The sequence below is a fragment of the Ruegeria sp. N10 genome (assembly GCF_056531545.1).
Window position 1 is genome coordinate 35,616 of record NZ_JBQFLY010000006.1, and the last position, 24,707, is coordinate 60,322.

Below are 24,707 nucleotides of genomic sequence, written 5' to 3' on the forward strand. Positions count from 1 at the left end.
GCCAGATCACAGCCTGAAAGGAGGCCAAAATGTCCAAGCAACCGAACGAAAAGAACGAGCGCTTGAAACGCCGCTTCGTGGACTACCGCAAATATGCGCGCCAACTGTCGGACAAGACACTGGAGCGCGAATTGGCTGCGCTGGAGCGCTTTGATGTCTGGAACGGGCGTCAGGATTTCGCGAAGTTCCACATCCAATGGGCCATGGAGTTCCGCGCTCATCTGGAAAAGGCCAAGGGGACCACCGGCAAACCCCTGAGCAAATCCACCGCCCGTGCCATCATGGCGACGCTGCGCGAGTTCACGCTGTGGCTGTCGCAGCAGGACGGGTTCCGCAGCCGGATCAGGACGTCGGACGCGGAGTACTTCAACCTGTCGCGCCGCGACGAAGCCGAAGCGCGCGCCGCCCCGCCGCGTCCAGCGCCCAGCATCAAACAGGCCAAGCGTGCCTTCGAGATGATGCCTGCGACCAACCCGCGTGAAATGCGGGACAAGGCGGTCTTCGCTTTGCTCTGTCTCACCGGTATCCGCGTGGGCGCGTTGATCTCTCTGCGGGTTCGCCATGTCGATCTGATTGAGAAATCCGTGACGCAAAACCCGCGCGAGGTGGCCACGAAGTTCGGCAAACGCATCGACACCTTCTTTGCCAAAGGCTTCCCCGAAGCCGAAGCGGCCTTGCGGGCGTGGATCACCCATCTAGACGAAGAGGCCCTGTACGGCCCCGACGATCCACTCTTCCCCGCAACCGCCATCGCGCCTCAATCCAACACCGGGTTTGCCGCCGAAGGGTTCGACCGGCGACCGTGGAAAAGCACCGAACCTGTCCGCAAGATTGTGAACGGCGCGTTCCAAGCCGCCAAACTCGACAGTTTCGGCCCGCACGCCTTCCGTCACATGCTTGCCCGCCGCGCGACAAAGGACTGCACTGTCCCGGAACTTGTCGCTATGGCCCAAAACCTTGGTCATAACGATGTGCTGACAACCTTGCGGAGCTACGGCCAACTTAGCCGCGAACGCCAGCGGGCGCTGATCACTGGCGAGTCAGAGGACGATGTGTTGGACGACTGATCCAAGCCGGATCAAAGACGCGGCGAGCGTGGGAATGGATGTGGGAACGCAAGATATATACTTGCGAGTTTCCCATCAATATCAAAGCACTAAGGCGATGAAATGGCGGAGACGAAGGGATTCGAACCCTCGAGACCCTTCCGGGCCTACTCCCTTAGCAGGGGAGCGCCTTCGACCACTCGGCCACGTCTCCGCCGACGGGTATATCCGTGCAAGCAACGGATATACAAGGTCAATTCCGCAGTGTTTGGTTTTTTTTACAGATCCATCCGAACTCTTTGAAATAGAACGGAATCGCAACGGTTTGCATCCGCCATTGGTATGAATTGGTTCACTTTCTTCCGGACTGATGCAGTTCGCAATGTCTTTAGAATCGCAGGCCTTGCCTGTGGCTTCTGGCCTGGTTTGCGAGAATCTGAGACGTGGCAAGTCTACAGCGGCGTTCAAGTGCTCGGTTGGCTTTGCAATGTGAAATCGGGTCACGATTTTTTTGCGTGATAGCGTTCTGTACGCAGTCTTGAAGCTGGCAACTTATTGAAAAAAAAGTAGAAAACAAATTCCCTTTTTGGAAGTCACGATCCGGTAACGCCGTGATGCGATTCGTTCTGTTGTCGATGAGGAGAACATCATGTCGCAATATACCGTTCCGTCTGAACCATGGCAGAACCCTTATGAAGCCAATCAAAAGGTAGGCCGGGGTCGACGCCGTTTGAGTGTGTTGGAGCGTTCCACTCAGGAGGTTTTCAAGGATCACAACGGTGAATCGGACCTTTTTGAAGGGACATGGCCCACGAATTTCTCGAAGGGTTTGCGTCATGACGTGAACGGAATTGTCGACGCGCAGGTCTATACCGAGTTTCTGGACGAAATGGCTGATCCGACCTGCACCGACAATCATGGCAATCGGTTGGCGTTGTTCGACACGCCAGCCTACTCCGGGCCCTTCCGCACCGCGCCATCAGAGGGTGGTGAATTTAGGTGGCGTGCGTGGGAAGGGCCAATCCTGGGCCATCGGCTTGGTCTCAACGGATGTGACGCCGGGGGTTTGGGAATTGCCCCTGCGCCCCGGCTTGGCTCGGATGAGCTGGCGGCGGAGATGGCCGAGATCTACGCGATGTCCTATCTGCGGGATGTGTCATTTGAAGCCATCAGAGATGGTGCCGGTGATGTGGTCAACGTGGTAGGTGCCCTTGGTCAGATGGAATGGTTCCGGCGCGATGGCAGCCCTCGGGACGCTGATCGCGCAGAGATTGGAAAGGTTTCATCGGCGCGGCGGGTTCGGGATGGTGACGGCCTGACCCCTCAAACCCTGTTTCGTGGTTGCTCGCAGGGCTGTGCGCAGGGGCCGTATCTGTCGCAGTTCCTGGTACAAGGCCACGACCCACTGACAGCAGATCAAGCGCGTCGACAAAAGCAAAAGCTGACTCAGGCAATGGCCGCCGGGGCGGTTCCCTTCGGCGCTTTGAGGATCGACCAGAAGATCCTGCCGCAGGCTGCGGGAGTGGATTACTTGCGGGATTGGGCTGAGTGGCTGGACGTTCAGAATGGGGCGGACACAACGGCTGAACAAGCCTTTGAGAGCTTTGGATCGAAATTCATTGAAACACCGCGCGACCTTGCCTCTTACGTGCATTTTGACAGAATCTATCAGGCTTTTTTCAATGCCTGCCTGCTGATGCTGGGACAGGGCACGCCGACAGATGAAGGTTTGCCCGAGGATGGATATGCCGGTGTGCGTGATCCAGGCTCTGCCTGGGGCGGCGCGCACGTACTGTCCCTGTTGACGGAAGCCGGGGCACGGGCCCTGAGGGCCGTAAAACGACAGACCTTTCAGGTGCACAATCGTGCTCGGCCTGAAAAGCTGGGCAGTGTTACGAGTTTGATGGCGAACGGTCACGGCGCAACTCTTGGCGCGGCCGAGCCTTTTGCCGCGGCTCATCTGAGAAAACTCGAAGCTGCGGCAAGCGAAGGTTTCAGTCTTATGGATGCAATCGCCGCCTCGCCTTCGGTGAAGAGGTTTGCGCATAACGCCATTTCCCATAAGGGCCTGCCGCGAAATGACCGTAACTTGCTGCTGCCGGTTGCTTATCCCGAAGGCTCGCCAATGCACCCGTCTTATGGGGCGGCTCATGGTGCCGTTGCCGGGGCATGCGTCACTGTGCTCAAAGCTTTCTTCAGAACGCACGCTTTGGATGGATCACGGGTGTCTTTGGCTTCGGCCGGTCTGCCTCGGGTCCTTGTGCCAGCTGCGGGGGGTAAGACCCTGAACAACTCGACCCGACCGGAAGACAGTGCAGACTGCCTGACGCTAAATGGCGAGTTGAACAAGTTGGCTGCGAATATTGCACTTGGGCGCAATTTGGCGGGCGTTCATTTCTACAGCGATTATTTCGACAGTATCCGGATGGGTGAGCGTATCGCGGTCGGCATTCTGGCAGAACATATGGCAAAATCACCGACGTCATCGAAAGTGTCGCTTGAGACTTTTGACGGCGATCATCTCAGCATCTTGGGTAATCGGTCTTCTGGCAGTGAAATCCACGTTGCCAATAGTTCGCCGGAATTGTGGTGGACCCGCCACCTGCCAGAACAGGCAGGTTGGGGCGGATGAAGTTTCAATTTTTTTCGGAGGGAGATTTTTCATGATGCTTCCGTGCCCGTCAACGATGATGATCTCTCGAACCAGGCTGGAACTGCCGTGGCAATTATTGATGGCAGATCAGCCCTGCATTTCAGATACGGATCGGTGTTCGGTGATGGCTGTTTTTCAATCGCCAGGTTGCGCCGATAGGGGGGTGAGTGAAGCTGCCCTGTCGGATTGGAACTCGAGAATTGAAGGGATGTTCGATGGCAATGGAGTGAGCCCGTTCTTGGTCATGGACCCAGACGACATCGTCGATGGTCAGATATCGACGGGGTTCAAATGGTCTGCCAACCCGCGCGAACCCCGGGATTGTCTGGGCGAGGAGCTGGCCGCCAGTCTTTCGGATCAGGGATGGGCAAGCCGGGCTGAACTGCACAATGAATTTTTGGAATATGTGCTGATTTTACGTCCCGATTCCGACGGCAAAATGCGACCGAAGCGCTTTGTCGCCACGACCGAACTGATGGAGTGGTGGAGAACCATGGCAGTGTTCGATCTGAATCACTTCCTTTCGGTCGTCGAAACCGTATCCAGATGTTCATATTCCTGCGAAGAGCTGTTCGAGGTTTCGCGAGCAGGTTGGTGCGAGATGGATGTGCCTCAACGCATCGCTCGTTTTCACAAAAGACTGGTGGGAACAGATTTTGCCCATCCACCAGAGCATCCGTTGAATATCGAACATGCTTTGTTCATGACCACAGAGACAAACAGCCTGAGCGACCTGATCGCCACAATGCATCTTTCCTCATTCCCCTATGTTGTCGGCCATGAAGAAAGCAGAAGGCCCGCGCGGCTTTGTGAGGTGTTACATTTTGTCAACCGACAGGATCTGTATTGTCGCCATGCGGGATCTGGTTTGGCGGGTGAAGCCCTTGATCTGGCCTTCTCCAAGGGCACGGCGACACCGACAGGGCGCGCGATGGCATTCGTGAATCCTCTGGGGCTTTATTTTCGGGCGTTTCACATTTCCGAACTCTTCGTGGATGCGGTGAATGTGCCGACAGATTGGGTGCGTTATCCGCGCGGTGAAGCTGGAATGCCCATGCGTCTTGAGTTCGGGCCGGGCGACGATGATCCCCGGTATCTGGACGAAATCACCATGGGAACAGGGCCAACCGCACGGCCTGTGTCGGGTTACGCGCTTGCCAGCCTGATCGAGGTTGGCCCCTTGATAACAGTGGCGGCCAAACCACGCGCGATCACAAGGGTCGAATTTGTTGAAGTCCCGCCTGTTGATCCAGGCGATATCGTTTGTGGACTGCCAGAAACCCAAAGATGCAAACAGATCTCTGAATTTGTGGACCGGACCGAAACCGAGGTCTTTGGCAACTTAGCGCTAACTCACCAATTCAGTCACTGACAAAGGTTTCAAACCGGCACGGCTTTGACCACGGGCAAAGGTATTTCCGGTGCCGTCATATCGAATATGGCAACCGGGCGCCCGGCAGCGTTGGCCGCCGCTGTCAATACAGCCATTAGCGTCGGGTCGGGGCTTTGCCAGGCATCCACATCGAAAGAGGATGCCGGAGTTGCCGGGCGATCCTTTCGCGCGCCGCGATACAGTCGAAACAAGCGTGCCTGTTCCTCATTCATCGAGTCATCTGTCACGCCGGTGTGGTCAAGCGTCACCATATTGCGCCAGGACACAACCGCTTCGCATGCCGCGTGCCAGACACCTGTCGCCAGATCGGCGGAAAAAGCCGTTCCGTAAGTTGGCCGCCCGCCATCCGCATCGGCGCAGACCGCACGCAGTAGCAAGCCGACCGCCGGAACCACGCGAAGGTGAACGCTCAGATTGCGCAGGTAGGTGTTCAGCCAGCGGGTCAGATCGCGCGGCAGCGCTGTTTCGGGCAACACTTGGTCGAACCCACGTGGTCCAAGCGCGTGTTCCAGACATTCAAGCGCGGCCCATAGCGCAGCGGCCTCATGCGTTGGTCCCGCTGCGGCCCCCTTCGACGTGATCTGCCCGTCGCTGCCCGGCGCACCCAGAGCAAGGGCATCACGTGGCAGAAAATGCGTGGCACCGTCCGATGAAATCAGGCTCTCGCGGGTTTCAGGCGAATCCGCGCTGTATTGCAGCGCATAACGTTCGATCGCCTCGAAACCCGAAAGCCGCGCGGCTTCGTCCCGGTTACGCGCAGTGCCGAAGGACACGCGATGTTTCATTGCGCCAGCGGGTGGCACTGTTCCGTTTCGCAAATTGATCATGCGAAAGGCGGTGTGGATCGGAGCACCTTTGGGAAATTCAGCAAAAGAAGGTCCGGAAATAAGCCCTGCGTTTTCGGCCAGTTCAATCAGCGCGTCGGTCATTTTTGTTTCCGGATAGGTATGTAACGAGTTATACAAATGGTTGTGGTTGTTAAGAAAGGACTTTTAGTATGGCTCGTTTGACTATTAATCCGAAATACACACTTAAGGATCTTGGGTGTGAAGTTTTGAACGCCGCCCGGAGCAACGCGCTGGGGTCGCCAGAAGATCGCGATGCGGCTGAGCAGAAGATACATGACATCCTTTCGGATGTCGGTAATCCTGCGGTGGAGTTCGTCTATGATTCCAAGGACAGGGTTCACATTGTCATCCCCGATCTGAGCGAAAAAGAGCCAGACCCAAATCCCGATCACCAGTCATGGTGCTGCAAGCTGGCCTATGAAGCGATGGGTGGCATTGTCGTTTATGGCTGTGGTTCCTGACCGCAGTGTCTGAACTTGCCTGAGGAGTTTATTTGAGTAAGGCAAAAACCAAGATATTCCTGACCGGTCCGTTTCAGGTGATTTGCGACGACGGCCAGGATGCAACACCACGCGGCACCAAGGCGAAAGCGCTTCTCGCCTTGGTGTTGTTGTCTAAAAATGCTGTTCGCAGCAGGGCCTGGCTGCAAGACAAGCTTTGGAGCAAAAGCTCACCCGCACAGGGTGCGGCATCGTTGCGCAAGGAACTTAGTGTCTTGACCAAGCATCTGGCCGGGTTCGGTCTGGGGTTTCTGGACATCGGGCGCGAGAATGTCTCCATCGACCTGAAAGCGCTTGAAATTGATTTGTTTGATGAACCGCTTCAACCGGATCGCGCCGAGCTTCTGGAAGGGTTGGATGTTGCAGACCCGGAATTTGAAGACTGGTTGGCCGTTGAACGGCAAGCTTATTGGGATGTTGGTTTTGATGAAAACGCGCCCGTTCCGGTTGGCGCGCGCTTTCCATCCCATTGGGGGCGCAAGAGACCAGCAATTGTTGTCGAGCCGTTTGAAGTAATTGGTGACGATAACAACATCAACGTGGCGGCGGCCTCGATCCGGGACGAATTGCTTTTCCTTTTGGGCACGTTGTCGGATGTCATTGAATTGCGCGATGCGCGAAGACAGGAAGGGCCTGTCGACGGTTATATGCTAAGCGGCAGCGTGGTAGGGGCCGAAGGGCTGCGCGTGGCAGCACAATTGACGTCAACTGTGGATCAGGTGTGCCTGTGGACCGAACGTTTCCGGTTTCGGGAAAAGGATACGTTTGACGCCGTTGAAGAAATCGCAATGAAAGTTGTCGAAGCGCTTCAGTTGCGGCTGCGGGATGGTCACTGGTCCGATATCTGGTCAGCACACGCTACATCCACCGAAGTTTGGACGGCATTTCAGAATGGCCGCATTCAGGAAAGCCTTACGACCAAGGACGGCCTGTTTCGTGCCATCCGCCAGTATGAGGTCTGTTTGCGGCGCGATCCGGACTATCTGCCTGCGCGGATCGCTGTCGGATTCTGCCGCCTGGATCTGATCCGGTTGGGCATGGAAGATTCGCCGGAACAAACGCTGGCTCTGGTCGAGGCCGACTGCGCCATCATGCGTGAAAAACACCCGGCGGATCCCTATTGTGCCGCGCTCGAAGCGTTTACCCAAAATGTTGCTGGCCATACTGCCAAGGCTTGCCAGCTGATGCGCAAGGTTCTTGAGCGGTTCCACAGCAGCCCCGAATTGCTGGGCTATTATGGTGTCTTGTTGATGTATGACGACCGGCTTGAGGACGGAATAGCCACGTATCGGCAAGCTCTTGCGTTAACTCCGCACCCGCCGATCTGGATCGAGGCGAACTTGTCAATGACCCTTGCCCTCTCGGAAGACAAGGCAGCATGGCAGCACGCGCATAATGTCTTGCGAGTGGACCCCGGCAGCGTGCGGGCGCGGGTCGTGTTATGCATGTTGTCCGCTGCGGCAGGCAACCAGTCACTGGCACGTCGGCACGCCCGTCGCATCCTGGAATTGCAGCCCGGATTTACGGCCGAGCGCTGGGCCTGGCCCGGCTGTTTCAAAAACAGAAAATACTATGACGAAGGCGCGCGACTGTTGGCCGAAGCTGGTCTTTGATGGCGTTTATTTGTCTTCCAGCACTTTACGGGCGACGCGGAAACACTCCAATGCTTGCGGAACGCCGCAATAAATCCCGACCACGTGGATGATGGCGCGTATTTCTTCTTTGGTGACCCCGTTGGTGATGGCGCCGCGGCAGTGGATTTCCCATTCATGCATCTTTCCCAAAGCGCCGATCATGGACAGGTTCATCATCGACCGCGTTTTTGCGTCGATCACGTCATCCCCCCAGCCAAAACCCCAGCACCAGGCGGTCATGGCTTCCTGAAACGGGCGGGTGAAATCGTCAGCCGCTGCAAGGTTCTTTTCTACATACTCTGCGCCCAGTGTATTCTTCCGTTGTTCCAACCCTTTCAGGAACAGGTCTTCGTCAAATAAGTCGGCCATTGTGGGTCTCCGGTTTGTCAGCGTGTCAGGCGGTGTTTGTATGCAGGATCGTAGTGCGAAATTATCAACTGGTGCATCTGTTTTAACCGGTGTGGCTGGTCCACTATGTCGTTATACCTGCGTGGCTTTAGGCCAGGGCCGGTCGATTTCGCAAGGGTGCCATTCCTTGAGCATCAGCGTGGTTGATCTATCCGCTCAAGGGCAGGGCAAACAGGTTATGTCTGCCAAGGGCGGGTTTCATTCCACGGCCTCGCGCATCCATTGTTGCAACTTGGCGATTGAGTGTTCGGACATCACACCGCAACCCGGATCCAGCACCAGCGGGCCGGGGCGGTAACCGCGAGATCTGAGGCCGCGATGGACGGATTCCACAAGCCGGATGTCTTCTTCGACCGTTGTTTCCCTGTCCTGAACGGCCAGTTGCCGGATCACCGCGCTTTCCGAACCACCTTCAGTGTACCAACCGCGCCAGACGGTGCAGTGATCCGTGTCACTTGCGTGCCAGTGATATGTGTTCAGCACATTGCCCGGGTAGCACTGGAACGAAAACATAGGCCACAGGAACCAAGACTGGTAATCGCCCGCATGAGGCACCGACAGGTCGATAGGGTAAGTCATCTTGTCGAGACTTTGACATTCGGTCGTGTGGCGCAGCACGAAACCGCCGCCTGCATCGGGTTGGATGTCGTAGGTTTCGGGCTTGACGACACCTTCAGCAAAAGTCGGGTGGTTGGTCGGGCAGTGATAGCATTCCGAATAATTCTCGACGCTGACCTTCCAGTTGCAGTGTTCAGGGATCTCGACCCATTCCAGCGGCTCAAGCTCGTCGATATGTGGGACAAATGTACGGATTTCCTGCCGCACTCCGGGATACCAGTCATCCATCGGGGCTGCGTTTTCGTCGAGATTGACGAAGATGAACCCATTGAAGATTTCGGTCCGGACCGCCGTCAGGCAGATTGCACTGCGGTCAAATCCGGGGACGGATTTGATATTTGGACCCGCGCGCAGCTGGCCGGACAACTCGTAAGTCCACGCGTGGTAAGGGCAGACGACGACGCGGGTGTTTCCTGCGCCCGAGACCATTTCGTGCGCGCGGTGCTGGCAGACGTTATAGAAAGTGCGAATTTCGCCATCGCGTCCGCGAATGCAGAACAGGTTTTGCCCGGCGATCTCAAAAGCAAAGTAATCCCCTGTTTCCCGAACCTGCGCGACATGGCCTGCGAACTGCCATGTTCGGGCCAAAAGCCCCTGCATCTCCTTCTCGAAAATGGCGGGGTCGGTATAATATCGCGCGTCCAGTGAGTGGGTCAGCGGTACGTTCATTCGGGTTCCTCCGCATAGATTCCAAGCTGATGGCGACGACGATGGAAACGTTCGACCCGTTCGACGATCTCGTCGCTGGATACCGCGATCACGAAAGACAGCAGCGTTTCCAGCAGCGCGATGGTCGAAACGGATGATGGGAAAAACTGCGGCGTATCTGCTGCGACGACAAACCCGTGATGGGCGTTCCGGATCACAGGGCTGGCCGGGCTGTCTGAGATACCTATGACAGTCAGGCCCTGCTGACGTGCCAGTTTGACCGCCTCGATCACTTCGGTTCGGTAGGGATGACAGGTGATCGCAATCAGCACGTCCTGTTCATCCGCCCATGCAAGATCGTCTACCGGGGTTGAACCGGGGCGGGGGATTGCATGAAACTGCTTCATCCCGGTCGAAGCCAGATAGGTAAAGTTGCGCGCGTTGGAATTGTTGACGCCCACGCCGAGTGTGAAAATCTGGCGACAATTCCAGATGACTTCGGCAGCAGATTTCAGGCGGGTCGCGTCGATCCCTGCAAATGTTTCCTCGATATTCCGGATCGCGGCGCCGATCATATCGGCATACAGGCCGCCCAATTCACCGGATTTGCCGATGTCCTGAAGCCATCTGGCACGGTCTGGAAACGACACGCGCCCTTTTCGGATCGCGTCGCGAAAGGGTTCGCGAAAATCTTCGTACCCTTCAAACCCCACTTGCCGTGCCATGCGCACGAAGGTGTTGGGTTTGACCTTTGCTGCCTCGGCAATTTCGCGCACGGTTGAGACCCCTACATCCGTAGGGTTCTCCAGAACGTAACGCGCGGCTTTCTGCGCCTCAGGGGTCAGGGCGTCCCACTCTTCGGTCAGGCGGTCCAGAACAGTTGATGATACATTTGTGTCATTCATGATTGACGATGGTACAAATGTGGAATTAGCCTGTCGAGCAGAAAAGCGACTCGGGAAGAGGAAAAATCATGTCCGGGAATGAACTGCCGTCACACGCACGCGTGGTCATCGTCGGAGGCGGCGTCATGGGCGTTGGTCTGGCCTACCATCTGGCCCATGAAGGCTGGGGCGAAGAGACTGTTCTGCTGGAAAAGGCCGAGCTGACCAGCGGCAGTACATGGCATGCGGCAGGGCAGATTACGCATTCAACCTCAAGCTTTGGTCTGGGCAAATGCGTCGATTACAACATCAGTTTGTATTCCGGCCTGCTTGAGGCAGAGACAGGTCAGCCTGTCACATGGCATGGCTGCGGCTCGTTCCGTCTCGCATATACCGAGGATGAGATGGATTGGCTGCGCCATACCCTGTCGGTGGGCCGGTCGCTGGGTTTCAATATCGAACTTGTCGGTCCCGAGAAGGTGGCTGAACTGCATCCATTCTATAACCTTGATGGTGTTCTGGGCGCGCTGCATACACCGGATGACGGGCATGTGGATCCGACCAATGTGACCATGGCGATGGCAGCCGGGGCACGCCAGAAGGGCGTGCGCATCTTCCGCAGCTGCCGGGCGACGAACATCACGCAGGGCGCAAACGGCGAATGGATTGTTGAGACCGAACAGGGCACCATCGTCTGTGAGCATATGGTGAACGCGGGCGGCACCTACGCGCGCCAGATGGGCGAATGGTCCGGGCTGCAACTGCCCATGACGTCAATGACGCACCATTATTTCGTGACTGAGCCAGTGCCCGAATTCCAGAACTTGGACAAGGAACTGCCGGTGATCCGCGATGACCGCAAAGTCTCGGGCTATATCCGGATGGAGCAGCAGCGCGGCCTGATCGGAATATACGAGAAAGAGAATCCGAACTCGGTCTGGCATGATCATTGCCCTTGGGAGTACGAGAACTGGTTGTTCGACGCGGATTATGGCCGGGTAATGCCATGGCTTGAGGAAAGTCTGAACCGGATGCCGATTTTTTCCGAACTGGGCATTCAACGTGATGTGCATGGGGCGATATCACATCCGCCGGACGGCAACCCCTTGATCGGTCCTGCGCCGGGTGTGCGAAATTACTGGTGCTGTTGCGGGACGCAGATCGGCATCGGCTGGGGGCCGGGTCTGACCCGTGAACTGGCCCGCTGGATAGTGCATGGGGCTGCCGATATCTCGATGCGGGATTTCGATCCGCGCCGCTTTGGCAGCTATGCCACCAAAGACTGGCAGGTGACCAAGGCGGAAGAAGATTATTGCTTACGTCACGAAATCCCGTTTCCACACTTCAATCGACTTGCAGGGCGTCCGATCAAGCCGTCGCCACTGTATGAGTTGCTGAAGTCTAAAGGCGCGGTACATGAAGAGGTCTATGGCTTCGAACGCCCCCGCTGGTTCGCCCGCGATGGCGTGGAACAGCGCGATCACTATTCCTTCCGCCGCACTCCTGCCGACGACATGGTCGCGGCCGAGGTCAAGGCAGTGCGCGAACGTGTCGGCATCATGGATGTCACCGCCTTCACCAAAGTCGAAGTATCGGGGCCGGATGCCTATACCCTACTTGATCGGTTGACTGCTAACAGGATGCCGCAAAAGGTTGGCTCGATCACGCTGACCCATATGTTGAACCGCCGTGGCCGGATTGAGTTGGAGACTACGATTGTCCGCATCGCCGAAGACCGCTTCTATCTGGTCTGTGCGGCGTTCTTCGAACAGCGCTTGCTTGATCACCTGGCGCATCAGCGTAAGGGTGAAGTTGTGCAAATCACCGCGCTGTCTTCTGATTGGTCGGCCTTGTCGCTAAACGGCCCCAGATCACGCGAAGTTCTGGCGCGCTGTACGGATACCGATCTGAGCAATGCCGGGTTCCGCTGGCTGTCAGCGCAAGAGGTCACGATTGCCGGTCATAAACTCTGGGCGTTTCGCATGTCTTATGCGGGCGAACTGGGTTGGGAACTGCATATGCCTAACGCTGCCTGCCTTGATGTCTACAATGCGCTATGGGCTGCGGGCGAGGCGTATGGCATCGCCGACTACGGCAGTTTCGCCATGAACGTGATGCGGATGGAGAAGGGCTTCAAAGGGGCAGGTGAGCTGACCAACGAGGTCACGCTGGCCGAAGCTGACGCGCTGCGCTTTGCCCGTACGGGCAAGGACTACCTGGGCAGGGACAAGACGCTGAACACCGATTTGCCATGGATATGTGCCTATCTGCAAATCGAGCCGGATGGCGAAATTGACGGCCATGGAGGCGAGGCGGTGATGCTGGACGGGCGTGTCATAGGCTCGACGGCTTCGGTCGCGTTCGGTCACACGGTTGGTAAGATATTGGCCTTTGCCTACATCAAACCCGAAGCAGCAAAAGCGGGAACCGAATTGGAGGTCGTGATTCACGGCAAGCCGCGTCCGGCTTGTGTACTGGATAAGCCCGCCTACGATCCAGAAAGCCTGCTGCCCCGCACAGACGCAGTAGTGGAGACCGCCTGATGAGCCTGCCCGCCACAATGAAAGCCATGGTCACGATGGGCCATGGAGGTTTAGAGCAGATAGTTCGGCACGATAACTGGCCGCGCCCTGAACCTGCGGAGGGCGAAGTGCTGATCAAGGTTGCGGCATGCGGGTTGAACAATACGGACGTCAATACGCGGTCAGGTTGGTATTCCAAGACGGTCACAGCCGCGACGACCGGTGGTGCGTTTGAAGAGGTTGGCGAAGAAGATCCCACCTGGGGCGGTAATCCGATCACCTTTCCGCGAATTCAAGGGGCCGATATCTGCGGGCATATCGTTTCCGTCGGCGATGGTGTTGACCTGGCGCGTATTGGCGAGCGTGTCATTACGGATGGCTGGCTGCGCGACCCGGTGGAACCCGACAATATGGACAAGACCGGCTATTTCGGCTCGGAACGGGATGGTGGTTTTGCCGAATACGCGACAACTCTGGCGGTGAATGCTGTGGCAATCACCTCGAACCTGACGGATGCTGAACTGGCAACTTTTTCCTGCTCTTACTCCACCGCCGAAGGCATGTTGACCCGAGCCAATGTGACCGGCGAGGATACGGTTTTGGTTCCAGGTGCTTCCGGCGGTGTGGGCGGTGCGCTTGTGCAACTGGCCAAACGGCGCGGCGCACGGGTGATCGCGATGGCATCCGAATCCAAACACGCGGACGTGGCCAGGCTTGGCCCCGACGTCATTCTGCCACGCGCTCCTGCGAACCTGCGCGAGGCGCTGGGCGTAGAAAAGATCAGTGTGGTCGCAGATGTCGTGGGCGGACCATACTGGCCGAACCTGATCGACATATTGGAACGGGGTGGCCGCTATACCTGTTCGGGCGCAATTGCAGGCCCGATCGTCGAACTTGATCTGCGCACATTCTACCTGCGCGACCTGACCTTCACCGGTTCGACCGTCATTGACCCTCAGGTCATGAAGAACCTCGTAACATACATCGAGGCTGGTGAGATCCAGCCAGCGCTTGCCGCGACATACCCGTTGGAGGATCTCCGAGATGCGCAAGCCGCGTTCATTGCGAAAGAGCACGCCGGCAACATCGTGGTGATGCCATGACGCTTGACGATGTTCTTAAAGCTGCCCGGCAAATGCACCATGCGCATCCGGATCTGGCTGCGTTCGCGTCTTGGCCGGGTAATCTGACCCCGACGGGGTTGGATCCCGCACCCATTCCCGCAACGAGACTGGTGGCAGCCTTCGACCTTGTTGAAGACGCGCCAACCCGTGACCTGATCACGGCGGTCAAAGCGACGGCGCATCTGGCACATTGGAAACACACCTACACTGAAGACGAAGTTGGTGCGGATTTCCTGAACCGATACGGCTATTATGAGCTGTTCGGTCCAACCGGACATTTTCACTCGACCCTGCTGCGCGGCTACATCGCGTATTGGGGGGCTGGCCTGAATTACGATTGGCACAGCCATCAGGCCGAAGAACTCTACCTCGTTCTTGGCGGAGGTGCGTTGTTCAAGGTCGATGGGGACGAAACTTATATTGGTGCCAATCAAACGCGCTTGCACGCAAGTTGGCAAAGTCATGCCATGGTCACCACAGATCAGCCGATCCTGACCTATGTCCTGTGGCGCGGTGAAGGCATGGGTGACTTGCCCCGGATGGATATCGCATGAAGATCAAAGCTATCACTGTATATCACATCGATCTCCCGCTTGAGCATCCATATTGGTTGTCTGGTGGGCGGCTGAAATTCGAAACCCTTGACGCGACACTCGTGAAAATCGAGACCGATGCGGGGTTTGTTGGCTGGGGTGAAGGGACCCCATGGGGCCATACCTATGTGCCCGCGCATGGACCGGGTATCCGCGCTGGAATTGAAACGATGGCGCCGTTCATTCTGGGCCTGGATCCGCGACGGGTTTTGGAGGTGGAACGGGCGATGGATCTTGCCTTGCCCGGGCACCTTTATGCCAAAAGCCCAATTGATATGGCCTGCTGGGATATCGCGGGTCAGGCGGCGGGCGTGCCGATTGCCGATCTGATGGGGGGTGGATCGCGGACACCGCGCCCGATTGCGTCCTCGGTCGGGGCGAAAACCGTCGACGAAACGCGCGCGGTCATAGAGCGTTACCGCCAGCGGGGCTACATCGCCCATTCCGTGAAGATCGGTGGTGACGTTGAACGGGACATCGCGCGTGTTCGCGATGTCGAGAGTATTCGGCGACCCGGCGAGATCGTTCTTTACGATGTCAATCGTGGCTGGACGCGTCAGCAAGCGTTGCGTGTGATGAGCACCTGCGCGGACCTGAATGTCATGTTCGAACAACCTTGTGAGACGCTGGAAGACATTGCTGCAATCTCGGGGCTTCACCCGTCACCCGTTTCCGTGGACGAAAGCCTTGTGACTTTGCAGGATGCGGCCCGTATCGCCCGCGATGGTCTGGCTCAGATTTTCGGAATCAAGTTGAACCGCGTCGGCGGGCTGACCAAGGCTGCACGCTTGCGGGATATCGCGCTGGCCCATGGGATAGACATGTTTGCAATGGCCACAGGCGGTACGGTTCTGGCCGATACCGAAGCATTGCATCTGGCCGCGACCATCCCGGATGACAACTGCCTTGCCGTATGGGCCTGTCAGGACATGATCACGGTCGATATTGCCGGGGGGCGTGGGCCCCGGAATGTTGATGGTCACCTGCATTTACCCGAAATGCCGGGGCTTGGAGTGCACCCAGATGAAAGCGCGCTGGGCGATCCGGTGGGGGTATATGAATGAAAATCAACAAGATAACGCTCTGGTCTGTTGATCTGACAAGTCACGAAACGTACCATATGGCTGAAGGTAAGACCTGCGCCACTGTGAAATCCCATGTCCTGAGCCTTGAAACGGACACCGGTCACAGGGGGTGGGGTGAGGTTTGCCCGATCCCGCATTACCTGCCGGCCTATGCGGATGGGGTGCCGGGTGCCATTGCTGAGATGGCGCCTGAAATCCTCGGGATTACCCCATTTGGTGCAGACGCCCCCATGCGCAAGCTGGACGGGTTTCTGCAAGGGCATCAATACGCGAAATCGATCGTCGATATCGCGCTTTGGGACCTGTTCGGTCAGGCGGCAGGGATGCCGGTTTATGCGGTGTTGGGTGGGCGAGCGCAGGCGGATATGCCGCTCTATCATTCAATCACTTGCATTGCGCCGGACGAGATGGCGCGCATTGCTAAATCCGCTTTTCAAACTGGTATCCGCCAGTTTCAGGTTAAGCTGGGCGTCGAGGGCGATTGGCAGGCGGATGCCGAACGGTTGATCAAAGTGCGCGAAGCCGTGGGAATCGGGCCGTTGGTATATGGTGACTGGAATTGTGGGGCATCGCGCTTGCAGGCGACCCGTACCGGGCGTGCGGTGGCACATCTGGACGTGATGTTGGAACAGCCCTGCAAAACGCTGGAAGACTGTGCCGCTGTCCGTCAGGCTACTGGTCTTCCGATGAAAATCGACGAAAGCGCCTTTGATCTTGGCTCGCTTTTGCGTGCGTATGAACTGGGTTGCATGGATGCGGTGGCGCTTAAACTTTCGAAATTCGGCGGATTGTCAGCAATGCGTCGTGCACGGGATCTGACCGTGCATCTGGGTGCCGAGATTTGCGCGGAATGCACATGGGGGTCTGATATCATTACTGCGGCTTCACTTCACTTTGCGGCGTCGACGCCGAAAGGTTCTCTGATGAACACGTGCGACCTGTCGTCTTACGTGACCCCGCGTCTGTGTCCTGATGCACCAATTCGTGAAAACGGCCGGATTGCTCCGCCCGAAGGTCCGGGTTTAGGTGTTGTGCCGGACCTCGATATCCTTGGCACCCCAATTCTGGAGATCGACTGAGATGCTGAAAATCCAATCACAATCCGAATGGATTGCTCGCGCGAACGAAGTTCTACCTGCCGGCGGGTTTGGCAACTTTGATCCGGGCATCATCATCGCCCGTGGTGAAGGCAGCCGTGTCTGGGACGAGGATGGCAACGAATATGTCGATTACCTGATCGGGTCGGGTCCGATGCTGCTGGGTCATGGCCACCCTGAAGTGATGGAAGCCGTTTTGGAACAGCTGCCCAAAGGGATGACGTTTTTTGCCAATAACAGAAAAGGAATCGAACTGGCCGAGGCCATCATCGACGCCGTTCCCTGCTGCGAGCAGGTGCGCTTTGTCGCGTCGGGAGGCGAAGCCGACATGTATGCGATTCGCCTGGCGCGGGCTTATACCGGGCGCAGCAAGATCCTGAAGTTTGAAGGCGGTTACCACGGTATGAGCGCCGAGGCGCAGATGAGCCTTGCCCCAAGCCGCAGAGTTAATTTCCCGCAGGCTGTTCCCGACAGCGCCGGTATCCCCGACAGCGTGGCCGAGCAAATGCTGATCGCGCCCTTTAACGATCTGGAAGCCGTCGCTGCTTTGCTGGATGAAAATGACGACGTTGCCGCGATTATAGTCGAGCCTTTGCAACGGATCATCCCGCCAATGCCGGGATATTTGCAGGGCCTCCGAGCTCTGTGTGATCAACATGGTGTGCTGTTGATCTTTGATGAGATCGTCACCGGATTCCGGCTGGCTTATGGCGGGGCGCAGGAACGATACGGGGTCACACCGGATATCTGCACTCTGGGTAAGATCACGGGCGGTGGCTTCCCTCTGGCTGCGCTCGGTGCCAGCGTCGAGATCATGAAGCATTTCGATAAATCGAAGGTCGGGGAAGAAGGTTGGCTGATGCAGTTGGGGACCCTATCAGGGAATCCGGTCGCCTCGGTTGCAGGGCTTAAGACGATGGAGATTCTGCGGCGTGATAGCGCGTACGAGCGTTTGCGCGCAATTGGAAAACACTTGCAGCAGATTCAGACGGACGCCTTGAATGAAGCGGGTATTGCGCATCGGATATGCGGTGACGAGACTTTGTTTGACATCTATTTCACCAACGCCGAATGTCGTGACTATCGCAGCGCAAACCATGATGATCCACAGCGTAACGCCACTTATAATGCGGTGCTGCGCGCTCATGGAATCTTCAAGTCTCCGGGCAAGCTTTATCCGTCGCTGGCGATCACCGATGCGGATTTGGAACAGACACGCATCGCCGTCCGTCACGCCGTTGATGCGATTTCCTGAAGGTTGGATGTATACAACGTAAACGGGTCGCTGTTGAGTTCAACAGCGACCCGCTACCTTTGGAAGTCGGGGGTCAGCCTCGCCCCCTCGAATACTGATTAAATCACCGGCAATCTGAAAACTTTTCGATACTTTCGAGACTGACCCGACTTCCTTATCGGTATGTCACATTAATGCCTGAGATTCCCGGCAGCCACAGTGATCAAGTTCACACTGCCTAAATTTAACTTGATTTTTTCCAATCGAAAAAACCCGGACCCGCCTGTTCCAGCAGTTCCGCCGCCATCGCGCGGGCCATTTCCGGCCCGTCTTTGACAGCACCGGTCACATCTCTGTTCACGGTTTCCGATCCATCTGGGCGCAGGACTTCGCCGCGCAGCCTTAAGTTGTCTCCGTTCAGTTCTGCCAGACCGGCGATCGGAGTTTCGCAAGACCCGTCCAGCGCGGCCAGCAAGGTGCGTTCGGCGGCCAGCCGCCATCCCGTTTCCGCGTGATGAATCGCTTCAAGCATTTCAGCCGCGCGCATGTCGTTGCTGCGCCGTTCGATGCCAATGGTACCCTGTGCAATCGCGGGCAGCATGTCATCCGGAGAAATGGCGCTGGCTGGAACCTCGTTCATGTCCAGACGGCGAATGCCTGCCATGGCCAGAAAAGTGCAATCCGCGACCCCGGCTTCCAGTTTTTTCAGCCGCGTCTGCACGTTCCCGCGAAACTCGACCACTTTCAGATCCGGCCGCCGATTCAGCAGTTGTGCCCGGCGCCGCAAAGACGAGGTGCCCACAACGGCCCCTTCGGGCAGATCGTGGATTGACTTAAGGCGCGGTGAGATGAAAGCGTCACGCACATCTTCGCGCGGGAGGAATGTGTCCAGAACCAGCCCTTCGGGCTGTTCAACAGGCATGTCTTTCGTTGAATGCACGGCGATATCGATTTCAGCGCGCAACATCGCCTCTTCGATTTCCTTGGTGAACAGGCCCTTGTTGCCGATTTCCTTCAGGGGACGATCCGCATCGATCATTGCGCGATTGTCGCCGGTTGTTTTGATCACGACGATTTCAAAGGCCGCTTCGGGCAGATCGAAAGCATCGCTCAGGCGTTGGCGGGTTTCATAGGCCTGAGCCAGAGCCAGCGGTGAACCACGGGTGCCAATTCTGAGGGGCGATGCGGGAGTGGGCAGGGTCAAAGTCATGTGCACAGCTTTAGTCGCGTCACATTGCCCTGACAATGGGGGCTGAGCTTGACAAATTGCCGCCGAAGGACGACCCGTTGCCAAAACCGGAAGATTGGGGGCGAATATGGCCGAGACAAAGAAACTGCTGCGGGCGCTGGCGGGTGAAGTACAGGACGTGCCGCCAATCTGGATGATGCGCCAGGCGGGTCGGTATCTGCCGGAATACCGGGCCACCCGTGCCCAGGCCGGAGATTTTCTGTCTTTATGCTATAACCCGGAACTGGCCGCCGAAGTCACATTGCAGCCAATCCGGCGCTATGGCTTTGACGCTGCGATCCTGTTTGCCGATATCCTGCTAGTGCCGCAGGCGCTGGGTGCGGATCTGTGGTTTGTGACCGGCGAAGGCCCACGTTTGTCGACTATCACGCGGCCATCCGAATTTGATGCGCTCAAACCGATAGATGCGATTCATGAGACGTTGTCACCAGTTTATGAAACTGTTCGGATCCTGTCGCGAGAATTGCCGTCTGAGACCGCGCTGATCGGGTTTGCCGGCGCGCCCTGGACGGTCGCGACCTACATGATCGCTGGGCGTGGAACACCCGATCAGGGACCAGCTCACGCTCTGCGAGAGAGCGATACTGCTTTATTCGAGGCGCTTCTGGATCGCATCACGGAGGCAACAATTGAGTATCTGTCAGCTCAGATCGACGCTGGGGCCGAGGTGATCAAGATTTTCGACAGCTGGGCGGGTTCCCTGAAAGGTGACGCGTTTCGCAAATACGCGGTGGAACCGTGTCGTGTGATTACACAGGCCATCAAGGAGCGTCACCCCGGCATCCCGGTGATCGGTTTCCCGCGCGAGGCGGGGGAGGGGTATGTCGGGTTTGCCAAGACGACGGGTGTGGATTGCGTCGCGCTGGACAATTCGGTGTCGCCCGATTGGGCCGCCAGACATGTACAGATTGATGGTTGTGTACAGGGAAACCTGGCCTCGTCGCATATGGTGACCGGTGGGCAGGCTCTGGTGGATGAGACGCGGCGGATTGTCGAGGCGTTCTCTAAGGGACCGCACATCTTCAACCTGGGACATGGGATCACGCCGGATGCCGATCCTGAGAATGTTCAGCTGATGATCGATACGGTACGCGCACAGTAAGCAGGTTAAAGGGGGCCAGCCCCCTTCTTGGCCTGAGGCCAATCCATCCCCCGGGATATTTTGGGCCAGATGAAGTGCGGATCAGCGCAGGCCGTCCAGCTCTGCGAGGATCTCTTTAGTATGCTCGCCGCGCTTGGGGCTGGGTTTCGGGGTCCAGTCATGGCCTGAAAACCGTGGGGCGGCGGCGGCCTGAAATGCACCGTCAAAATCCTGCCAGCTGTTGCGATGGCGGTTCATCGGGTGTGAGCGAGCTTCGTCCGGGCTGAGAACAGGAGCAACGCAGGCATCTGTTCCGCGAAACAGGGCCTCCCAATGATCGCGAGGTTGACTGGCGAAGATGTCGGTCAGACGGCGTGAAAGCGAAGGCCACAGATCACGGTCGTATTGCCGCTGAAACTCGGTATCGTTTGTGAGGCCCAGTAAGTTCAGAAATTGCATGTAGAATTTTGGTTCGAGGCATTGCACGGAAATAAAGCTGCCGCAGGCGCAGGCGTAGGTTCTGCTCCAGTGGGGACCGTCCAACAGGCTTTGACCCCGGGTTTCAGACAGGTTGCCGGTTTGGCGCATTGTCATCAACAGGTTCATCATATGGGCCGAGCCGTCATAGATTGCCGCGTCAACGACAGTACCTGCGCCAGTGCGTTGCGCATTGATGAGCCCTGCCAGAACGCCTGCCACAAGATACATGGCCCCACCGCCGATATCGCCCACCAAAGTTGGCGGGGTCTGCGGTGCTTGGCCGGGACGTGATGCATACCAGAGCGCTCCGGACAGGGCGATGTAATTCAGGTCATGCCCCGCCGTGTCGGCCAGCGGGCTATCCTGCCCCCAGCCAGTCATGCGCCCATAGACCAGTTTTGGATTGCGGGTCAGGCAGGTATCCGGGCCGAGCCCCAGTTTTTCCATCACACCGGGGCGGAATCCTTCGATCAGGGCATCGGCTGTGTCAATAAGGCGAAGTGCGGTATCCAGATCATTGGCGTTCTTCAGATCAAGTGCGATGGATCTTTTGCCCCGGTCCAGCAGGGAACGTTCCGGCATACCCGGTGTTGCGGCGCCCCCTTTGCGGTGGACTGTTATCACGTCAGCGCCCAGATCTGCCAGTAACATGGCACTAAACGGGCCGGGGCCCAGACCTTCGAGTTCGACAACACGTATTCCGTTCAGCATCAAGGCCCTCCGTTTCCGGCAGAGTTTGCTGGCTGGTGTCGGGATTGCAAGCCGGATGATTGCTGGCGCGGGCGGTCTTCCTTTTGGCAGTTGTTCATCACATGGTGCGGAATGGGCCTGTTATCCCTGTGTTCGGGGCGATAGGGTCTGGGCCAGAACGGGGAGCGGATATGACGACCATTTTATCCATCAGAGATCTGCGCAAATCCTACGCCGATGGGTTCGAGGCGCTGAAAGGTGTGTCTCTGGACATTGAAGAAGGCGAAATTCTTGCGCTTCTGGGGCCGAATGGGGCGGGAAAAACTACTCTGATCTCGACGATCTGCGGAATAACCACGCCAACATCCGGTACGGTTTCAGTCGGCGGGCACGACATTCAGTCGGACTATCGCGCAGCGCGCAGAATGATCGGGCTTGTCCCGCAAGAGATTGCGCTGGAACCGTTTGAAAAGGTCTGGAACACGGTTCGGCTGTCACGCGGATTGTTTGGGCTGGGCAAAGACAACGCCCGGATCGAGGACATTCTGCGCAAGCTTTCGCTGTGGGAAAAGCGCAAGAACGCAATCAAGGAGTTGTCGGGCGGCATGAAACGCCGCGTGCTGATCGCCAAGGCCTTGGCGCATGAACCACGTGTTTTGTTTCTGGATGAACCGACGGCGGGTGTGGATGTCGAGCTGCGCAAGGATATGTGGGAAATCGTGGCCGAGCTGAAACGGGACGGTGTCACCATCATTCTGACCACCCACTATATCGAAGAGGCCGAAGCCATCGCGGATCGCGTCGGCGTTATTGACAAGGGTGAGTTGCTTTTGGTGCAGGATAAAGACACGCTTATGGCGCAGATGGGCAAAAAGCAGATTGTCGTCATGCTGACTGAGCCAATCGCCAGGATTCCCGATGATTTGGCCAGCCACAATCTGACCCTTAACGGCGCGGGGGATAGCCTGATCTATACCTACGATACCCATGCGGATCGCACGGGGATAACGACCCTGTTGAATGACGTGTCGCAGGCCGGGCTGGTATTGCGCGATGTGCAGACACGGCAATCGAGCCTGGAAGAGATATTTGTAAACCTGGTATCCGGAGAGGCGGCATGAACTGGACCGCAATCGCTGCAATCTACCGGTTCGAAATGGCTCGCTTCTTTCGCACCCTGGCGCAAAGCTTCCTGTCACCGGTTCTTTCCACCTCGCTGTATTTCGTGGTTTTTGGCACCGCCATCGGCAGTCGAATTCAGGAGGTCGAGGGCGTATCCTACGGCGCGTTCATTGTGCCGGGCTTGATCATGCTGTCGGTGGTGATGCTTTCGATCTCGAACGCGTCTTTCGGAATTTATTTCCCAAAGTTTCTGGGCACCATTTACGAGCTGCTGTCGGCGCCGGTGAATTTTTTCGAAATCGTGATTGGGTATGTTGGTGCGGCGGCCAGCAAAGCGCTGTTCGTGGGACTGGTCATTCTGGCCACGTCGACCTTCTTCGTCGACATACGGATCGAACACCCCTTTGCCATGGCGGCGTTTTTGATCCTGTCATGTCTCAGCTTCTCATTGCTGGGCTTTATCATCGGGATATGGGCCAGTAATTTTGAACAGATGTCTCTGGTACCGCAACTTGTGGTCACGCCACTTATCTTCCTTGGCGGTACGTTTTATTCAATCTCGATGCTGCCGCCTCTGTGGCAGACGATCACGTTGTTCAATCCGGTCGTCTATCTGATCTCGGGGTTTCGCTGGTCGTTTTTCGGGCTTGCGGATGTGCCCATCGCCATGAGTTTGCTGGCCATCATAGCCTTTACTGGGGTGTGTCTGGCGGTCATTGGCTGGATCTTCAAAACTGGCTGGCGCATTCGCAGCTAACCCACGCCGGTGCGTTGCATTTTTGCCCATCGAGTGTGTGAATCTGGTTCACGTCGCGTTCAAGGTTCGAAGAGTCCCTTGTTTACGGGTTGGTGGCACTCTACATCGGCACCCATGAAGCTCAGCCTGCCGTTCGTCAAAAAACACCCCTGTGTGGCCGTTGTCCGCCTGTCCGGCGCCATTGGAATGGCCGGGCGCGGGTCCTTGAACGACGCCACGCTTGCGCCGGTTCTCGAGAAAGCCTTTCGCAAGGGAAAACCTGCGGCCGTGGCGCTTGAGATCAATTCACCGGGCGGATCCCCTGTCCAAAGTTCAATGATCGGTGCGCGCATTCGGCGTTTGTCCGAAGAACAGGACGTGCCGGTCATCGCTTTTGTCGAAGACGTCGCTGCATCCGGTGGGTATTGGCTGGCCGCCGCAGCGGATGAGATCTGGGCCGATGACAGTTCCGTACTGGGATCGATCGGTGTGATCTCGGCTGGATTTGGCGCGCATGTCTTTCTGGCGCGGCAGGGATTTGAGCGGCGGGTCCATACCGCCGGGAAATCGAAGTCCATGCTCGACCCGTTTTCACCGGAAAAGAAAGAGGATGTAGCCCGCCTGCAAGGGTTATTGGGCGATATCCACGAGAATTTCATTGCGCACGTCAAAGATCGGCGCGGGGACAAGCTGAATCAGGAAGCTGACCTGTTCACGGGCGAGGTCTGGCTGGCGCGTCGCGCGCAGGAATTGGGGTTGATCGACGGCATCGCACATCTGAAGCCAAAGATGCAGGACCGTTTCGGCGACAAGGTCAAATTTCGCCGCTATGGCGTGAAAAAACCGATCTGGACCCGGTTTGGGGCCAGCTTGGCGCAGGACGCCATCGCAGGGTTAGAGGAGCGGGCAGCCTACGCGCGTTTCGGTTTGTGACGTGATCGTAAAGGCTGTCACTCTTTTTCTGATCGCAATGGGCGTATTGGCAATGTTCGGCAAGTTGCGGTTTCCCGGGCAGAAAAGGCTAAGCTCGGCAAAATGTCCGCGATGCGGTCGGTACCGCAT

The 24,707-nt window shown here is 57.2% G+C and carries 21 protein-coding genes and 1 tRNA gene; 15 read left to right on the plus strand and 7 right to left on the minus strand.

Annotated features, from left to right (window positions below; all coding sequences use genetic code 11):
* Positions 1-29 precede the first annotated feature (29 nt).
* Positions 30-1,067 carry a tyrosine-type recombinase/integrase gene (locus ACR0JI_RS10145; protein ID WP_480494426.1) on the plus strand — a complete coding sequence of 346 codons (1,038 nt, stop codon included), beginning with the start codon at positions 30-32 and terminating at the stop codon, positions 1,065-1,067.
* Positions 1,068-1,170: 103 nt separating this feature from the next.
* Here the strand turns inward: ACR0JI_RS10145 and ACR0JI_RS10150 are convergent.
* Positions 1,171-1,260, minus strand: a tRNA-Ser gene (locus ACR0JI_RS10150).
* Positions 1,261-1,695: 435 nt separating this feature from the next.
* Between ACR0JI_RS10150 and ACR0JI_RS10155 the strand changes: the two genes are divergently transcribed.
* Positions 1,696-3,678 carry a phosphatase PAP2 family protein gene (locus ACR0JI_RS10155; RefSeq protein ID WP_480494424.1) on the plus strand — a complete coding sequence of 661 codons (1,983 nt, stop codon included), beginning with the start codon at positions 1,696-1,698 and terminating at the stop codon, positions 3,676-3,678.
* A 184-nt stretch (positions 3,679-3,862) separates the two neighbouring features.
* A complete protein-coding gene (locus tag ACR0JI_RS10160; protein WP_480494422.1) occupies positions 3,863-5,071 on the plus strand; it encodes a hypothetical protein in 1,209 nt (402 codons plus the stop codon).
* Positions 5,072-5,079: 8 nt separating this feature from the next.
* Here the strand turns inward: ACR0JI_RS10160 and ACR0JI_RS10165 are convergent, their stop codons facing one another.
* Complete coding sequence (locus tag ACR0JI_RS10165; RefSeq protein ID WP_480494420.1) at positions 5,080-6,021, minus strand: YcaO-like family protein; 942 nt, start codon at positions 6,019-6,021, stop codon at positions 5,080-5,082.
* A 68-nt stretch (positions 6,022-6,089) separates the two neighbouring features.
* Here ACR0JI_RS10165 and ACR0JI_RS10170 point away from each other — a divergent pair, with 68 nt between their 5' ends.
* Together ACR0JI_RS10170 and ACR0JI_RS10175 are read left to right on the plus strand one after the other, a co-directional pair.
* Positions 6,090-6,401, plus strand: a complete 312-nt coding sequence (locus tag ACR0JI_RS10170) for a hypothetical protein (RefSeq protein ID WP_480474903.1) — start codon at positions 6,090-6,092, stop codon at positions 6,399-6,401.
* 32 nt (positions 6,402-6,433) lie between these two features.
* On the plus strand, positions 6,434-8,053 hold the full coding sequence (locus tag ACR0JI_RS10175; RefSeq protein WP_480494418.1) for a hypothetical protein: 1,620 nt from the start codon (positions 6,434-6,436) through the stop codon (positions 8,051-8,053).
* Between the two features lie 6 nt (positions 8,054-8,059).
* Here the strand turns inward: ACR0JI_RS10175 and ACR0JI_RS10180 are convergent, their stop codons facing one another.
* From ACR0JI_RS10180 to ACR0JI_RS10190, 3 genes are all read right to left on the minus strand, one after another.
* On the minus strand, positions 8,060-8,443 hold the full coding sequence (locus ACR0JI_RS10180; RefSeq protein WP_480474905.1) for a carboxymuconolactone decarboxylase family protein: 384 nt from the start codon (positions 8,441-8,443) through the stop codon (positions 8,060-8,062).
* Positions 8,444-8,680: 237 nt separating this feature from the next.
* Positions 8,681-9,769 (minus strand): aromatic ring-hydroxylating oxygenase subunit alpha, encoded by a 1,089-nt coding sequence (locus ACR0JI_RS10185; RefSeq protein WP_480474906.1) that lies wholly within the window; start codon positions 9,767-9,769, stop codon positions 8,681-8,683.
* Entirely contained in the window at positions 9,766-10,653 is an 888-nt protein-coding gene (locus ACR0JI_RS10190; RefSeq protein ID WP_480474907.1) for a MurR/RpiR family transcriptional regulator, read from the minus strand. Before ACR0JI_RS10190 ends, ACR0JI_RS10185 begins: the two co-directional genes overlap by 4 nt.
* 68 nt (positions 10,654-10,721) lie before the next feature.
* On the opposite strand from ACR0JI_RS10190, the gene ACR0JI_RS10195 reads away from it, so the two are divergent.
* The 6 genes from ACR0JI_RS10195 to ACR0JI_RS10220 are packed head-to-tail and all read left to right on the plus strand — an operon-like array spanning position 10,722 to position 18,308.
* Positions 10,722-13,175, plus strand: a complete 2,454-nt coding sequence (locus tag ACR0JI_RS10195) for an FAD-dependent oxidoreductase (protein ID WP_480474908.1) — start codon at positions 10,722-10,724, stop codon at positions 13,173-13,175.
* On the plus strand, positions 13,175-14,257 hold the full coding sequence (locus ACR0JI_RS10200) for an alcohol dehydrogenase family protein (RefSeq protein ID WP_480494416.1): 1,083 nt from the start codon (positions 13,175-13,177) through the stop codon (positions 14,255-14,257). The genes ACR0JI_RS10195 and ACR0JI_RS10200 overlap by 1 nt, the downstream gene beginning before the upstream one ends.
* A complete protein-coding gene (locus ACR0JI_RS10205; RefSeq protein WP_480474910.1) occupies positions 14,254-14,832 on the plus strand; it encodes a dimethylsulfonioproprionate lyase family protein in 579 nt (192 codons plus the stop codon). Before ACR0JI_RS10200 ends, ACR0JI_RS10205 begins: the two co-directional genes overlap by 4 nt.
* Positions 14,829-15,935, plus strand: a complete 1,107-nt coding sequence (locus tag ACR0JI_RS10210; RefSeq protein ID WP_480494414.1) for a mandelate racemase/muconate lactonizing enzyme family protein — start codon at positions 14,829-14,831, stop codon at positions 15,933-15,935. The genes ACR0JI_RS10205 and ACR0JI_RS10210 overlap by 4 nt, the downstream gene beginning before the upstream one ends.
* Positions 15,932-17,035 carry a mandelate racemase/muconate lactonizing enzyme family protein gene (locus ACR0JI_RS10215; RefSeq protein WP_480494412.1) on the plus strand — a complete coding sequence of 368 codons (1,104 nt, stop codon included), beginning with the start codon at positions 15,932-15,934 and terminating at the stop codon, positions 17,033-17,035. Before ACR0JI_RS10210 ends, ACR0JI_RS10215 begins: the two co-directional genes overlap by 4 nt.
* Position 17,036: 1 nt before the next feature.
* On the plus strand, positions 17,037-18,308 hold the full coding sequence (locus ACR0JI_RS10220) for an aspartate aminotransferase family protein (protein WP_480494410.1): 1,272 nt from the start codon (positions 17,037-17,039) through the stop codon (positions 18,306-18,308).
* 223 nt (positions 18,309-18,531) lie between these two features.
* On the opposite strand, the gene hemC is transcribed toward ACR0JI_RS10220, so the two are convergent.
* A complete protein-coding gene (hemC, locus tag ACR0JI_RS10225) occupies positions 18,532-19,497 on the minus strand; it encodes a hydroxymethylbilane synthase (protein ID WP_480494408.1) in 966 nt (321 codons plus the stop codon).
* A 106-nt stretch (positions 19,498-19,603) separates the two neighbouring features.
* Between hemC and hemE the strand changes: the two genes are divergently transcribed.
* The gene (gene hemE, locus ACR0JI_RS10230; protein WP_480474915.1) at positions 19,604-20,638 is read left to right on the plus strand and encodes a uroporphyrinogen decarboxylase; all 1,035 of its coding nucleotides are present in this window, start codon (positions 19,604-19,606) and stop codon (positions 20,636-20,638) included.
* An 81-nt stretch (positions 20,639-20,719) separates the two neighbouring features.
* Here hemE and ACR0JI_RS10235 read toward each other — a convergent pair whose 3' ends face one another.
* Positions 20,720-21,808 carry a CaiB/BaiF CoA transferase family protein gene (locus ACR0JI_RS10235; protein WP_480494406.1) on the minus strand — a complete coding sequence of 363 codons (1,089 nt, stop codon included), beginning with the start codon at positions 21,806-21,808 and terminating at the stop codon, positions 20,720-20,722.
* Positions 21,809-21,978: 170 nt separating this feature from the next.
* On the opposite strand from ACR0JI_RS10235, the gene ACR0JI_RS10240 reads away from it, so the two are divergent.
* The 3 genes from ACR0JI_RS10240 to ACR0JI_RS10250 all read left to right on the plus strand — a co-directional run bounded on the left by ACR0JI_RS10240 (position 21,979) and on the right by ACR0JI_RS10250 (position 24,578).
* Positions 21,979-22,908 (plus strand): ABC transporter ATP-binding protein, encoded by a 930-nt coding sequence (locus ACR0JI_RS10240; protein WP_480494404.1) that lies wholly within the window; start codon positions 21,979-21,981, stop codon positions 22,906-22,908.
* Entirely contained in the window at positions 22,905-23,666 is a 762-nt protein-coding gene (locus ACR0JI_RS10245; protein ID WP_480494402.1) for an ABC transporter permease, read from the plus strand. The genes ACR0JI_RS10240 and ACR0JI_RS10245 overlap by 4 nt, the downstream gene beginning before the upstream one ends.
* 114 nt (positions 23,667-23,780) lie before the next feature.
* Positions 23,781-24,578 (plus strand): S49 family peptidase, encoded by a 798-nt coding sequence (locus ACR0JI_RS10250; protein ID WP_480494400.1) that lies wholly within the window; start codon positions 23,781-23,783, stop codon positions 24,576-24,578.
* The last annotated feature ends 129 nt before the right edge of the window (positions 24,579-24,707 follow it).

Excerpts from the sequence above, each read along its gene's own strand:
- hemC (WP_480494408.1), bottom strand. The coding sequence starts at position 19,497 with ATGACTTTGACCCTGCCCACTCCCGCATCGCCCCTCAGAATTGGCACC.
- ACR0JI_RS10250 (WP_480494400.1), top strand. The coding sequence starts at position 23,781 with ATGAAGCTCAGCCTGCCGTTCGTCAAAAAACACCCCTGTGTGGCCGTT.
- ACR0JI_RS10145 (WP_480494426.1), top strand. The coding sequence starts at position 30 with ATGTCCAAGCAACCGAACGAAAAGAACGAGCGCTTGAAACGCCGCTTC.
- ACR0JI_RS10155 (WP_480494424.1), top strand. The coding sequence starts at position 1,696 with ATGTCGCAATATACCGTTCCGTCTGAACCATGGCAGAACCCTTATGAA.
- ACR0JI_RS10240 (WP_480494404.1), top strand. The coding sequence starts at position 21,979 with ATGACGACCATTTTATCCATCAGAGATCTGCGCAAATCCTACGCCGAT.
- ACR0JI_RS10195 (WP_480474908.1), top strand. The coding sequence starts at position 10,722 with ATGTCCGGGAATGAACTGCCGTCACACGCACGCGTGGTCATCGTCGGA.
- ACR0JI_RS10180 (WP_480474905.1), bottom strand. The coding sequence starts at position 8,443 with ATGGCCGACTTATTTGACGAAGACCTGTTCCTGAAAGGGTTGGAACAA.
- ACR0JI_RS10220 (WP_480494410.1), top strand. The coding sequence starts at position 17,037 with ATGCTGAAAATCCAATCACAATCCGAATGGATTGCTCGCGCGAACGAA.
- ACR0JI_RS10165 (WP_480494420.1), bottom strand. The coding sequence starts at position 6,021 with ATGACCGACGCGCTGATTGAACTGGCCGAAAACGCAGGGCTTATTTCC.
- ACR0JI_RS10200 (WP_480494416.1), top strand. The coding sequence starts at position 13,175 with ATGAGCCTGCCCGCCACAATGAAAGCCATGGTCACGATGGGCCATGGA.
- hemE (WP_480474915.1), top strand. The coding sequence starts at position 19,604 with ATGGCCGAGACAAAGAAACTGCTGCGGGCGCTGGCGGGTGAAGTACAG.
- ACR0JI_RS10170 (WP_480474903.1), top strand. The coding sequence starts at position 6,090 with ATGGCTCGTTTGACTATTAATCCGAAATACACACTTAAGGATCTTGGG.
- ACR0JI_RS10215 (WP_480494412.1), top strand. The coding sequence starts at position 15,932 with ATGAAAATCAACAAGATAACGCTCTGGTCTGTTGATCTGACAAGTCAC.
- ACR0JI_RS10205 (WP_480474910.1), top strand. The coding sequence starts at position 14,254 with ATGACGCTTGACGATGTTCTTAAAGCTGCCCGGCAAATGCACCATGCG.
- ACR0JI_RS10210 (WP_480494414.1), top strand. The coding sequence starts at position 14,829 with ATGAAGATCAAAGCTATCACTGTATATCACATCGATCTCCCGCTTGAG.
- ACR0JI_RS10245 (WP_480494402.1), top strand. The coding sequence starts at position 22,905 with ATGAACTGGACCGCAATCGCTGCAATCTACCGGTTCGAAATGGCTCGC.
- ACR0JI_RS10190 (WP_480474907.1), bottom strand. The coding sequence starts at position 10,653 with ATGAATGACACAAATGTATCATCAACTGTTCTGGACCGCCTGACCGAA.
- ACR0JI_RS10235 (WP_480494406.1), bottom strand. The coding sequence starts at position 21,808 with ATGCTGAACGGAATACGTGTTGTCGAACTCGAAGGTCTGGGCCCCGGC.
- ACR0JI_RS10185 (WP_480474906.1), bottom strand. The coding sequence starts at position 9,769 with ATGAACGTACCGCTGACCCACTCACTGGACGCGCGATATTATACCGAC.